Raw genomic sequence first — 13,112 nt, 5'->3', positions numbered from 1 at the left:
ACGCATGATAAAAAGCACGATGGCTCCAAACCACAGGAATGTGGGGGAGTCCATCGTGCTTTTTTTGCTGACAACCTAGCGCTTTCCCGGCAGTTTTTTCGTATGAAAAAAAGGAATATCTCCTCGAAAGCTTCGATTGATTTCTAGAAGAGTATGGATTAACTGGGTCAAATCTGTATAGTTCATACGCATGGAGAAAGGGGCTAAAGCATTATCAGTCTTTATGCGAATCTCAAGCCTTAGATTTGCTTCATCCATATAAATGTCAAGCTGCTCGGTTGCAAGCATTAGTTCCCACATTCAAACCAACACCTCTTTCTCTCTCTGTTACTCTAGCTTATGTGTGTTGGACGAGATTAGAAGTAGAAGCAACGAATCAGATAGATGCTTTTTATGGAAATAAGCACGATTTCACCTCAAGTCTCATACAATTTAATGATCATAATTGAAAGAGGTGAGAAGACCTATGGCAACTTGTAGCACATGGATGTATAAAGGGATTTCGCCTTCGGTATTCAGAGCATTGCAGCAGGTGGGTAGGAGACAAGGGTTTGCTATTCCTAACACAGCATCAGGCAAATTTACGATTTCAGTGGTCAGCATGAATGTTGGCTTTCAATATGCCTGGGATACGAGCGCACAAACCTTGATGTTGCTGTGTGATAATAAGCCGATGCTGCTAGGCTGTGGTACGATTAAAACTTTCGCTGATAAAATTATTGCGGAAAGTGGCGGAAGGCCAGCATGAACGCAGGTGTGTAGGCGTTCAATCACCTGCCTTTGCGAAGTTTAAAGCCTTATTGCTCTGGTTAGAATAAGGGTAAAAGGCAGGTGGACGTATGGCAAAAAGCGATGATCTCGTGAAGTACATAACACAACAAGTCGTCACTTATATCGACACACCGAAGGAAGTACGACAACAAGCGAAAGCTTCGATCAAAGAACAACGAGAGGGTTGGCAAACCCGCTGGTTTGGGATGCTGCCACTAGCTGCACGGATGTTGCTCGGACGGACGAAGTCAAGAAAATGAGAGTGGTAAAAAGGCCAACCAGATAAACTGGTTGGCCTTTTCATGGTGATTGAAACGTGGTCACCGTGACAAGCCCCCCTAAGGATAAATCTCCCCTAGACCAAGGGCGGCATCCAATCGCACATAACGCGGTCCTTCGTGCTCCAAGACAAGATAGTTATCCCCATGTACCCATTGTTGATAACCAAGCACAGCTAACGGCATCGTTACCTGCCCATCATACAGCTCAGTAACGTAGGTGAGATTTCCTTGCTGCTCCAACGCGACCTGAAGCTCAGGCAAGGAGGTAACAGGTAACGGTGTGCCTTCAATCCATGGCAGTCGTTCGTAAGGATCAAATGCGGGACGTATGAGGGATTCAGCTTCCTCCGATACGTCTGTCTCCAAAACTAGGCTATCTGTCATACGTGGCGTTGGATCTTCCGTGAGTGGAAGTACTTCGCCCGATTTGGCATCGAGATAATAGGTCTCGTCATCGAGTGCGATTTTCCAAACAGAAGTGAGGGTATCCATATATAAGCGGTCTTCAATGATCGTTTCATTTTGCACAAAATCGTCGTATAAGGTCGTAAAAGGAATGAGTTCCTGTTGTATCAAGGAGCGATACAACGTGGCCAAGCTAAATAGCGGTGATGTGCCTGTCCCATATTCGGTCAAACGGAAACCGCCGTTTTCTGCAGCATGAACAATCATATAGCCCACCTCTTGCCCCTGATTGGTCAGGATGATGACCCATCCATGGGTGCCTGGACCGAGCGGATAGCTGTTCCAACGTGCTTGCTGCCAGTCTTCAAAGCCTGCTGACTTCGCGAGCGTTGATTGCCACTGACTGATGGTTGTACCGAATGAAGATGTACTCGTTAAGTCAGTCGCCACGGTAGTTGCTGCTTTGCTAGGTTCTTTTACTTGGGCCTGGGTAAGGCTTGTCCCACCTAAGTTGTCAACTGCCGAAGTGTGTATGGGCATGAAGCCAATACTGCACAAAATGAAACAAGTGGCTGTCCAAGTGGTCCACGACTTCATCTTCGTTCACCTGCCTCTCGCTAACCTCTTAGTGTATGTGACTATTGTAATTCGTATGCCTTAAAAAGAATGTTAGAACCTGTTGCGTGTTATTTGCGAGGTTTTAGCGACTTGCGTCAGTTTCTGGATGATAATCGACTCGCATTTAAGTGAAATAAACCGCCATTAATGACGGACACGGCGATTCGAGGCTTATGCTGCCAATCGATTTCCTCCAGCCGATTCCGACATTGGATTTCGATTTCGTCTCTTTTGTCGGGTTCTGCAGCTAGTAAAAGCCCATTGTAATATCCTTCTACACGATCGATTTCACTGCGGTGCTGCGCATTCGCTTCATCAGCCCAACGGTGATCGTAGGTGCTGATTTTACGTTCAAGCGTCATCTCCAGAGCATTGATCGCCTTCGGCAGTGAGATCGTATCCGGTAGAATGTGACTATTCGCAGGAAGCTTTGGAGAAAGACTTTTCGTTAACATATGCTTATGAAAATGCTCGCGAATTTCCCCGCTATTAAGCTGAATCGCAAGGGAATGAATTTCAGTCCGCTTACGATCACAGAGAAGCTCAACCTTGTAATTCACACAGAGCCACGTATTGTATACGAGGGAAGCATGGTAAGTTGCCCCCGTAGGGAAAGGCTCTTCGAATAAGTGAATGAATCGACCGCGTTCGCGAACGATGCCAAAGATTTGGTCAAGTCGTCGGCTGCCGAAGGTGACTTCATCTTGTGGAACTCGCGTGGTGATAGTCGTCGGAACGAAGCCGAAATAACGGCCGAGAATGCTATCCGGCGCACTACCCGCAGGTGGGTTAGCAGCAGCTCCGCCGGAACCAGATGGTCCGTAGCCGGTTGCGGGGGGGCTTTGGACTGTGGTAACGGCGGCCTTCGGCTTCGCTTCCAGCTTCATTTGCTCCGGGTCGATCACAAATTTGTACGTCATCGTCTCCGCTGCTGCACCTGTCCGCTCAATGAAGCTCCAATAGTAAGGACGGCCCGTCATTTCCCGATCTGCTTCGGGAGAGAGCTTAGCCGTCACATAGGCAGGGGTCTTCTCCAGAATCGTGCAGTCGTAGGCTTCCAGAAAACGCAGCACAAACGAGTGGATGTTTCGTTTATTCATGGGCCCACCTCCATGCTCTGAGAACCGCCTACCGCGTCAAGGATGTCTTGGAACTTGGCGCCGTACTGCGGATTCTGTTCGATTTCTTCCTTCACCTCGCTGAAGGAATGCCCAAGCTCATCGATTTTTCGGCGAATCTCCTCGCCTGAGCCAGCTTCCATCACCATGCGGAAAAGAGACGTTTCAAGCGAGCCCCGTTTCTCGATTTTCTCCAAAATCGTATCCAGCTGCCCGATCACCAATTCGAACATATTGATTTTCTCGTGCAATAACGAGAGGATATGTTCTTCAATGGTACCCCTTGTGGATAAGTTGTAGATGTTAACGTCATGCGTTTGACCGAGGCGATGCACACGACCGATCCGTTGTTCCACGCGCATAGGGTTCCAAGGCAGATCGAAGTTGATCATATTGTGGCAAAATTGGAGATTGATGCCCTCGCCACCCGCCTCGGTTGCTATAAGCACTTGGACGCGATTGCGGAATAAATCCATCATCCAGTCTTTCTTACCGCGATTCATGCCTCCACGATAGGGGACGGCCGTGATCTTGCGTTCTTTGAGGTAGTTCAATAAATATTCTTGGGAAGCCCGATACTCCGTGAAAATAATCACTTTATCATTGATGTCTTGAATGAGCCGCATCGTGGTTTCCGCTTTGCTATTCGACTTAATGCTGCGAATCAGCTCGACGAGCTCCCATATTTTCGGCCGTACGGGGGAGTCTTCGGCTGTCTTTTTAAATAAATTCACCAATGTAATGAACACAGCGTCCCGCGAGCTGCACACTTCACGCTGAAGGGTAATCATCGAAAGCATGGAGCTAAGATCCCCGCCACTCTCGGAATAGCGAGTTCGCACGAAATTCGTAACCCCGTCATAGAGCGCTTGCTCATCATCAGAGAGCGTGAGTGGTATATTCCGCACAATCCGCTTCGTATAGTGAACACCCCCGTCGCCGCGACGGTTCCGGATCATCACTTTGGAGAGCTCCTGCTGCAGCTGAATTTCATTCTTCGGCGTCCGCTTGCCAACAACAAAGTTGGTCTTGAAGCTGTTCTGACCGCCAAGCTGACCTGGCTTCAACAGGGTGATTAGGTTGTAGAGCTCTTTGAGATCGTTCTGCACAGGCGTAGCAGTGAGGAGCAGGCAGTATTTTTTGCGCAGCTCATTGACGAAGGTGTAGTTGGTCGTTTTCTTATTCTTCAGCTTGTGCGCTTCATCGACGATGAGCATATCGTATTCAAGACCCATCACGATTTCGCGATGCGGGTCCCTTTTGGCCGTGTCCATGGAGGCTACGATAATGTCGGCTTGCTGCCACATGTAGGCTTTCTTATGAGCAACGGCAGGTATGCCGAATTTGGTATTTAGTTCCCGAACCCATTGCAGGACAAGGGAAGCGGGTACAAGGATGAGCGTTTTGCGGACAAGCCCGCGGATCATGTATTCTTTTAAAATTAAACCAGCTTCAATTGTTTTCCCAAGTCCAACCTCATCGGCCAAAATGGCGCGTCCACGCATCTCATTCAACACACGCTTTGCTGTATCAATCTGATGCGCCATGGGCTCAAGGGTCCCCAGATGCGCGAGGCACTGCATTTCATCAAACGTAGAAATAAGCCCCGACTCTTCCGATTCGTAGGCAAGCTGATATAAGGTCCAGTCGTCCCAAGGACCTCCGCCACGTTCACGATTGTCCAGCTCGGTAAACCAGTCCCTCTCAAAATGCATATCCAGCTGTTTATGAATGGGGCGAATGTTCTCTTGCTGATCATGTTGACGCATGGCTGTGCCCTCCTAAACGTTCTGATTCTGCTTTGGCCTCGCAAACGTCGCATACATGTTAGTATGTCCAGAGAAGAATCTTTCATAACTTTTCCCATATAAGAGTTTTATTGAGAGGTAGAGGTCTGATGTCGTAACGAGGGGGCGTAGTATGCTATGATAGAGGTTAGTTTTTGGGAAAAAGGTACGTTTGGCAAGAAGGGATGATGAATAGACATGACAGCTTGGCGATTTATACATACAGGAGATCGTTCTCCTGCTGAAAATATGGCCTTAGATGAAGCGATACTAACCGCTCATAGTGAAGGCAAGGTTCCTCCGACGGTGCGTTTCTATGGATGGAATCCAGCTACCTTATCGATTGGCTATTTTCAAAAGGCGGCAGAAGTGGATCAGGAAGCGGTAGAGAACGAGGGGATTGGCTTTGTGAGACGCCCGACAGGGGGAAGAGCCGTTCTTCATGATAAAGAACTGACGTACAGTATCATTGTGGCGGAGGATTACCCAGGTATTCCACGTAATGTGACCGAAGCTTACCGTGTGTTGAGTGAGGGATTGCTGCAAGGGTTTCGAGCATTGGGCTTGCAAGCGGAGATGGTACAGCTGGCGAGTGATGAAGAGAAGGAGAAATACGCATCTGCGGGTTCAGCGGCTTGCTTCGACTCCCCTTCATGGTACGAGCTGGTCGTGGAAGGCCGCAAAGTGGCCGGCAGCGCGCAAGTACGGCAGAAAAACGTCGTGCTGCAGCACGGCTCCATCCTGCTCGATATGGATACGGAACAATTGTTTCGGATGCTTCGCTTCTCCAATGAGAAAGTGGCAGATCGGATGAAACAGAGCTTCTTGAAGAAAGCCGTAGCCATTAATGATTTGCTGCGTGATCAAGGGAAATCGGTAGTTACTTTGGGTGAGGTGGAGGAAGCTTTCCGTCGTGAAATCGCGCTTGGACTTGGTGTTGAGCTGGTGGAGTCGTCATTGACGGACTATGAGGTTGAGCTTACGGAGCGTCTTGTAAGTGAGAAGTATGGGACGGATGAGTGGAATTTGCGGCGGTAGAGGAACGTACTATAAAAAGGGCAGTCCCAGTCGCCATGTAAAATGGCTTCTGAGACTGCCTATTTGTGTTTAACCAAGAACCACGCGATCATCCGAAAGCTTGTTGCCGCTGATGTTCTCAAACTCACCGAGAAGCTGCTCCACGGTGAGATCCTTCTTCCGTTCCTCGTTCACATCGAGAATGATGCGGCCTTTATCCATCATGATCAGGCGATTGCCGAGACGAATCGCTTGCTCCATGTTGTGCGTGACCATCAATGTGGTCAGCTTCATTTCACGCACGATTTCCTCGGTCAATCGTGTGATGAGCTCTGCACGCGCGGGATCTAGCGCGGCGGTGTGCTCATCCAGCAGCAGGATCTGCGGCTGGGTGAATGTCGCCATCAGCAAGCTGAGGGCTTGACGCTCTCCGCCGGAGAGCAGACCGACCTTCGCGCGCAGTCGTCCTTCCAGGCCGATACCTAGGCGCTGCAGCTGTTCCAGGAACAGCGCGCGCTTACGCGCGGTGACGCCGAAGCTCAGCCCGCGCTTCTTACCGCGGGCATACGCCATGGCGAGATTCTCCTCGATGGTCATTCGAGGAGCCGTCCCGGCCATGGGGTCTTGAAAGACGCGGCCGATCCAGCGGCTGCGCTCGTATTCCGGCAGGTGGTGGATAACCTCACCGTCGATGCGCACTTCGCCGGCATCCGGCGTCATAACGCCGGAGATGATGTTCATCAGCGTCGATTTGCCGGCGCCGTTACTGCCGATAACCGTGACGAAGTCACCGGGCTTCAGGGTTAGGTTAATACCGATTAGAGCAATTTTCTCATCTGCCGAACCGGGGTTGAATAGCTTGGAAACATTGGAGAGCTGCAGCATTATTGCCCACCTCCTTTGTTCATTTGCATCGCGCGAGCGATGAGCTCAGCTGAACGTCGCTTTGCGTTCGCTTTTTGTTTGATCGCACGTTGCACCGAAGGAAGAACGAGCGCAATAATGACGATGATTGCGGTAATTAGCTTCAAGTCGGAGGCTTTGAGCCACTCGACTCTGAGCGCCAGTGCGACAACAATTCGGTACACGATGGAACCGAGTACAGCAGCAAGTGTCGCTTGGAAGACTGACCTAGCACCAAATATCGCTTCCCCAATAATAACGGAAGCTAGTCCTACAACGATCATACCGATGCCCATCGAAATGTCGGCAAAGCCTGATTGCTGGGCGATGAGTGCGCCAGATAGCGCGACTAACCCATTCGATAAGCTCAAGCCAAGAATCGTTGTTCGGTCGGTATTCGCACCGAAGCTACGAATCATTCGCGCATTATCTCCCGTCGCTCTAAGCGAAAGGCCAAGATCGGTATGCAGGAAGGCATCTAGCAGTAATTTGAACACAATCACAATGATGAGCGCAACCACAATTGGCTTCATGGAGGTAAACAAGGTATCTACGCCAAGAAGTGAAATGTTCGGCTTGCCCATGATGCGCATATTAATCGAATACAGGGCAATCATCATGAGAATCCCAGAGAGAAGCCCATTAATTTTACCTTTCGTATGAAGCAGTCCTGTGCAAGCTCCTGCGACTAGTCCACCTGCAAAAGCAGCTAAACAAGCTAGCCACGGCGAGTAGCCATGAGCAATCAAAATAGCAGAAATCGCACCGCCTGTTGTAAAGCTTCCATCCACCGTGAGATCGGGGAAATCGAGAATACGAAACGTGATATAAACACCTAGCGCCATCAACGCATAGAGAAGACCTAGCTCGGTGGCACCGAAGATTGATTCCAACATCGTTATTTTCCTCCTAACTTGAAAAAAAGGGATGAACGAAAGTGACGTCCACCCCTTTGTGACTCGAAATCTTACCACATAAGAAAGTATAAGTTTTCGGTACCGAAAACTACTTTATTATTGGCGATAAAACTTTCTGCTAAATGCGGTCGCTCATCTTCGAAATGCTTCGATAGAGGTTTTCTCACTGAATAATGTTTTTCTCTTTATCCTTTACTGCGGCTTTCATCGCATCTGTAACTTCGATGCCTTGTGCTTTCGCAGCTTTTAAGTTGAGGATCAGATCCATTTTGTCAGGCACAGTTACTTTCATGTCTGCTGGTTTCTTACCATTTTTCAAAATGTCGACAGCCATTAGACCTACTTGGTAGCCATGATCATAGTACTTGAAGCCAACTGTTGCAAAAGCGCCTTTTTCCACGGTATCACGGTCACTGGAGAAGAAAGGGATTTTCTTGTCGTTGGCAACTTGAATGATACCATCCACGCCGCTAACAACCGTATTATCTAGTGTAATTAGGAAAGCATCTGCGCGGCCAACAAGGGATTGAGCAGCTTGCTTAACTTCGGATGTGTTCGTTACAGGTGCTTTTACGAGTTTAATACCGTGTTTGGATAGGGATTCTTCTGCATTTTTCGCCATAATGACGGCATTGGGTTCCCCTTCATTAATAACAAGGCCAACCGTTTTCACCTTTGGCATGTTGGCAGCTACGAAATCCATCAATTGGGCAACAGCCATTGGGTTCGTGTCCGAAGCTCCGGAGACATTGCCGCCTGGCTTATCCATGTTGCTCACGATTTTGGCTGCAAGCGGGTCCGTAACAGCTGCGAAAAGAATCGGAGCCTTCTTCACTTGCTGTACAATGGCTTGTGCGGATGGTGTTGCAATCCCAAGTACGAGATCGTTGTCAGCTGAAGCTATTTTTTGGGCGATGGATAAGTTATTGGGTTGATCGCCTTGCGCATTGTTGAAGTCAACTTTCAAGTTGGTACCTTCTACGATACCTGCATCCTTAAGTGCTGCTAGGAAGCCTTGACGAGTTGCATCCAAGGAGGGATGTTCAACAATTTGCGAAATCGCGATTTTGTATGTCTTTGTTGCGGCTGCTGTAACTGCCGGCGTTGGATCAGCTTTCTGTCCACAACCTGCTACAACCATAAGTGCTGCGGATAAAACGAATGATACGAGTGCTTTCTTTTTCAACATAATTACCCCTCTCGAACTACACACTGTGATACTTGGACTCATTGCTCGCCCACCACTTTAACGCTGTTGTTTGGCAAAGTGTACGAGTGCAGAGAAACCAAGGATTAACTTAATCAACCATAGTTTAATTGTAACGCAGATTTCCGTCAATTGTTTTATCTATATTTGTTTGTTTTTCCAAACATATGTCGGGAAATTGGAAGGACTGCGTGTGGTATGGTTAAAAGTGAGGGTGAACATTCGGGAGTGGATCGATCTAGTTGAGAAAGGTTCTTTCAAATTCAGCTTGCAGTTTCTGGGTTATCGGCCCAGCTGTACCTGTACCTATGGCTTGTCCGTCGATCAGTACAATCGGTGTGATTTCAACTGTCGTACCGGAGATAAAAGCTTCATCCGCTTGCAGAAGCTGCTCGGTCGTGAAGGCTTCTTCTTTCACTGGTATTTCTAGCGAATGCGCTAGTCGCAATACCACTGCACGCGTAATACCATGCAAGATCAGATGATTCGCAGGATGTGTGTAGAGAACCTGATCTTTGACCATCATCAGATTCGAGGCACTGCATTCTGTCACTGTGCCTTCCCGATGCAGCACGACTTCTTGCACACCATGATCAAGCGCAGCTTGCTTCGCAAGGACATTGGGGAGTAGATTCAAGGTTTTGAGATCGCATCTTAGCCAACGAATATCGGGCTGTGTGATGGCTTTGATTCCGTTCTGAATCGAAACTAGCGGACGCTTTACCTCAGAGCAGTAGGCCAGTAAAATGGGCTCAGCCTGTGTCGGGAAAGGATGCGCACGAGGGGCCTCACCCCGGGTGATTTGCAAATAAACCGTGCCTTCGATGAGGTTATTTTGCTGAATAAGCTTGTTTAGGATGTCTATGATTTCTTCCTTCGAGTAAGGTAATTGAAGTCGAACCTCGCTGGCTGTGCGATCGAGTCTTTGCATGTGGGCTTCGCCCTCATAAATGAGTCCATTGTATACGCGAAATACTTCATAAATGCCGTCACCGAAATAATAGCCGCGATCATCAGGTGAAATCTGGATGTCTTTTTTATGTACGAATTCATTTTTATAAAAATACATATGGGCGTGCTCCTTAGTAAAAAATATTTATGGAACATACGTTCTAAAATATGTCCTAATATGGTATCCTACTAATAGGTTATCAAAGGAAGAGTACCGCGTCAAAGCTAGCAAAATCAATAGAAGATTAGGAAATTTTATTTTTAGGACTTTTGCCAATGGTTGAACCATATCTTGTGTAGTATAATGTTAGGGCGATACCATATATTGTGAATTGTTGGAAATGGTTTCTTGCAATTCGTATCTTAATTGCAGCTGAAAATGCAGTCTATTGGGAGGATTATGTTCATGGGGAATGTTTATGAGAGTAAGAAGCTAACGGGATTGAGTGAGAAGATATTTTTGGATCGGTATGCACTTAAGAATGCAGACACGAGTCATGCGAAGGTGGGAGATACCGTTCTCGTTCTGACCAAGGATGATCCCAAATTCCCAGCCAAAGAGGTTGGCGAAATTACGAGTCGTGAAGGAAATATCGTGAAGGTTCGAACACGCAGCGGGGTAACCGTAGAATCTGCCGTTGAGAAGCTTACGTTAAATATGGAAAAAACACCGGAAGAATTGTGGGATCGCTTAGCAGGCGCTATGGCATCGGTCGAGAAGACAGCGGAGAAGCGTCAGGAATGGACTGATAAATTCAGATACATTCTGAACGATTGGAAGCTTGTACCCGGGGGCCGTATTGCAGCTGGAGCGGATGCCAGTGATGAGTTGACGCTATTTAACTGCTACGTTATTCCATCGCCGAAGGATAGCCGTGGCGGTATAATGAGCACATTGTCCGAAATGACGGAAATTATGTCACGCGGCGGTGGCGTTGGGATCAACCTGTCTTCACTTCGTCCGAGACGCTCGGTGGTGAAAGGGGTAAATGGCTCATCAAGTGGTGCTGTCTCTTGGGGTGGACTATTCAGCTACACAACAGGCCTGATCGAGCAAGGCGGAAGCCGTCGTGGCGCGTTAATGCTGATGATTAATGATTGGCATCCCGATTTAGAGGATTTCATTACGGTGAAGTCTACGATGGGGCAAATTACGAACGCGAACTTATCCGTGTGCGTCAGCAACGGCTTCATGAAAGCTGTGAAGGAGGATTTGGAGTGGGAGCTTGTTTTCCCAGACACGACGGATCCTGAATACAATGAACTTTGGGATGGTAATTTAGATGCGTGGAAGAAACTAGGGAAGGCTGTTAAGCCTTATCGAACTGTGCGTGCGCGTGATGTTTGGCACTCGATCATTGAGTCGGCGTGGAAATCGGCAGAGCCAGGCGTTGTCTTCTTGGAATATTACAATCAAATGTCGAACAGCTGGTACTTCAACCCGATTATCTGTACGAATCCATGCGGTGAGCAGGGACTTCCGGCTTGGGGCGTTTGTAACTTGTCTGCGATTAACCTTTCTAAGTTCTATGATGAAGCGAACCACGATGTAGATTGGGAAGAATTAGCGACAGTTGTACGCTACTCGACGCGATTCCTAGATAATGTAATTGATAAAACACCTTATCATTTTGAAGAAAATCGTGCGAATCAACAAAACGAACGTCGCGTAGGGCTGGGCACAATGGGCCTTGCTGAGCTTATGATCCTTTTGAAAATTCGTTACGGAAGCCCGGAATCTCTCGTGTTCTTGGACAAGATTTATGGGTTCATGGCCAGAGAAGCTTACTTGGCTTCCGCTGAGATCGCAGGTGAGAAAGGATCCTTCCAAGCCTTCATCGCAGATAAATTTATGGAGAGCGGCTTTATGCGCAAAATGACGGAGGTCTATCCAGAGGTTGGTGAAGCGATTCGTCAGCAGGGTATGCGTAATGTTACCGTTATTACACAAGCGCCAACGGGAAGTACGGGTACGATGGTTGGCACATCCACGGGGATCGAGCCTTACTTCGCATTCGAATACTTCCGTCAAAGTCGTCTAGGCTTCGATAAGCAGTATGTACCGATTGCACAGAATTGGAAGGATGCGAATCCAGACCAAGAGCTGCCTGATTACTTCGTCACTTCGATGAGCTTGTCCGCTGAGGACCATATTCGTGCACAAGCAGCGATTCAAACCTGGGTGGATAGCTCGATTTCGAAGACAGCGAACTGCCCAGCTGATTTCACCGTTGAAGAAACGAAGCGACTTTATGAACTGGCGTATGATCTTGGCTGTAAAGGCGTGACGATCTATCGCGATGGCAGTCGTGATGTTCAGGTGTTGAGCACGAGTTCGGATAAGAAAGACGAAGTGAAAGTTGAGGCTCAAGTTCAGCCGGAAGTAGCTCCAGTAGCCGTTGCAGCAGAGGCTGTTGTGGAAACAGAAAGTTTTGCTACTATTTCTAGTAAATTAGCGGTAAATGTGGACGCCAAGACGGAACAAGTCTTCGACAAGCAATATAAGCGCCGTCCGCAAATTCTGCGTGGTGCCACCTATAAAGTGAATACCCCATTCGGTATGGCGTATATCACGATCAACGATATGAACGGCACACCAAGCGAGATTTTCTTGAATGTTGGTAAAGCGGGCTCTGACGTGTTCGCGATGGCCGAAGCACTTGGCCGCGTGTGTTCCCTGTTCTTGCGCTACGGCGATCACGGGGACAAAGTGAAACTGCTCGTCAAGCACTTGAAGGGTATTGGCGGCTCAGGCGCCATTGGCTTCGGAAGTAACCGCGTCGAGTCGATCGCAGACGCGGTGGCTAAAGCGCTCGAGCAGCACGACGAAGTGATGAGCGAGCCAGACGATGCGCGGAACTACGTGACCGCGACGAGTGAAGTGCTTGAGGCGGCGCCGGCCGCTGCTCCAAGCGGGCACAAAGCTTCGAACGCGACGAGTGTCGCGTCGAAGGACCTGTGCACGGCGTGCGGTTCCGCTTCGCTGGTGAACAGCGAAGGGTGTAAGAATTGTATCAACTGCGGCTATAGCAGATGTAATTAGGAGGAAACCAGGGCGGGTGCCCTGGTTTTTTTTTTTTTTTTTTTTATATTTTATATATTTATCTTTATCTATTATTTAATAGGTAGGCTGACTT

12 protein-coding genes are annotated in these 13,112 nt (G+C 48.3%); 4 read left to right on the top strand and 8 right to left on the bottom strand.

Going from position 1 to position 13,112, the window contains the following annotated elements:
• Positions 1–75: 75 nt before the first annotated feature.
• Complete coding sequence (locus tag AC1DVJ_RS08300) at positions 76–258, bottom strand: hypothetical protein (RefSeq protein ID WP_477589808.1); 183 nt, start codon at positions 256–258, stop codon at positions 76–78.
• A gap of 208 nt (positions 259–466) precedes the next feature.
• On the opposite strand from AC1DVJ_RS08300, the gene AC1DVJ_RS08295 reads away from it, so the two are divergent.
• A complete protein-coding gene (locus AC1DVJ_RS08295) occupies positions 467–748 on the top strand; it encodes a hypothetical protein (protein ID WP_477589806.1) in 282 nt (93 codons plus the stop codon).
• Between the two features lie 91 nt (positions 749–839).
• The gene (locus AC1DVJ_RS08290) at positions 840–1,031 is read left to right on the top strand and encodes a YqzE family protein (protein WP_477589804.1); all 192 of its coding nucleotides are present in this window, start codon (positions 840–842) and stop codon (positions 1,029–1,031) included.
• Positions 1,032–1,109: 78 nt separating this feature from the next.
• On the opposite strand, the gene AC1DVJ_RS08285 is transcribed toward AC1DVJ_RS08290, so the two are convergent.
• The 3 genes from AC1DVJ_RS08285 to AC1DVJ_RS08275 form a co-directional block, all read right to left on the bottom strand.
• Positions 1,110–2,054 carry a hypothetical protein gene (locus AC1DVJ_RS08285; protein WP_477589803.1) on the bottom strand — a complete coding sequence of 315 codons (945 nt, stop codon included), beginning with the start codon at positions 2,052–2,054 and terminating at the stop codon, positions 1,110–1,112.
• 116 nt (positions 2,055–2,170) lie between these two features.
• Positions 2,171–3,175, bottom strand: a complete 1,005-nt coding sequence (locus tag AC1DVJ_RS08280; protein WP_477589802.1) for a YqhG family protein — start codon at positions 3,173–3,175, stop codon at positions 2,171–2,173.
• Positions 3,172–4,962, bottom strand: a complete 1,791-nt coding sequence (locus AC1DVJ_RS08275; RefSeq protein WP_477589801.1) for a DEAD/DEAH box helicase — start codon at positions 4,960–4,962, stop codon at positions 3,172–3,174. Before AC1DVJ_RS08275 ends, AC1DVJ_RS08280 begins: the two co-directional genes overlap by 4 nt.
• Before the next feature lie 216 nt (positions 4,963–5,178).
• Here AC1DVJ_RS08275 and AC1DVJ_RS08270 point away from each other — a divergent pair, with 216 nt between their 5' ends.
• Entirely contained in the window at positions 5,179–6,018 is an 840-nt protein-coding gene (locus AC1DVJ_RS08270; RefSeq protein ID WP_477589800.1) for a lipoate--protein ligase family protein, read from the top strand.
• 69 nt (positions 6,019–6,087) lie between these two features.
• Here AC1DVJ_RS08270 and AC1DVJ_RS08265 read toward each other — a convergent pair whose 3' ends face one another.
• The 4 genes from AC1DVJ_RS08265 to dat form a co-directional block, all read right to left on the bottom strand.
• Positions 6,088–6,882, bottom strand: coding sequence for an ABC transporter ATP-binding protein (locus tag AC1DVJ_RS08265; RefSeq protein ID WP_477589798.1), 795 nt, complete (start codon positions 6,880–6,882; stop codon positions 6,088–6,090).
• Positions 6,882–7,796, bottom strand: coding sequence for an ABC transporter permease (locus AC1DVJ_RS08260; protein WP_477589796.1), 915 nt, complete (start codon positions 7,794–7,796; stop codon positions 6,882–6,884). Before AC1DVJ_RS08260 ends, AC1DVJ_RS08265 begins: the two co-directional genes overlap by 1 nt.
• Before the next feature lie 184 nt (positions 7,797–7,980).
• Positions 7,981–9,006, bottom strand: coding sequence for an ABC transporter substrate-binding protein (locus AC1DVJ_RS08255; protein WP_477589794.1), 1,026 nt, complete (start codon positions 9,004–9,006; stop codon positions 7,981–7,983).
• A gap of 256 nt (positions 9,007–9,262) precedes the next feature.
• A complete protein-coding gene (gene dat, locus AC1DVJ_RS08250) occupies positions 9,263–10,093 on the bottom strand; it encodes a D-amino-acid transaminase (protein WP_477589792.1) in 831 nt (276 codons plus the stop codon).
• Between the two features lie 288 nt (positions 10,094–10,381).
• Here dat and AC1DVJ_RS08245 point away from each other — a divergent pair, with 288 nt between their 5' ends.
• Positions 10,382–13,018, top strand: a complete 2,637-nt coding sequence (locus tag AC1DVJ_RS08245; RefSeq protein WP_477589791.1) for an adenosylcobalamin-dependent ribonucleoside-diphosphate reductase — start codon at positions 10,382–10,384, stop codon at positions 13,016–13,018.
• Positions 13,019–13,112 lie beyond the last annotated feature (94 nt).

Source organism: Paenibacillus sp. P4_A9 (assembly GCF_056402415.1).
This window is presented reverse-complemented; position numbering and strand designations above follow the sequence as displayed.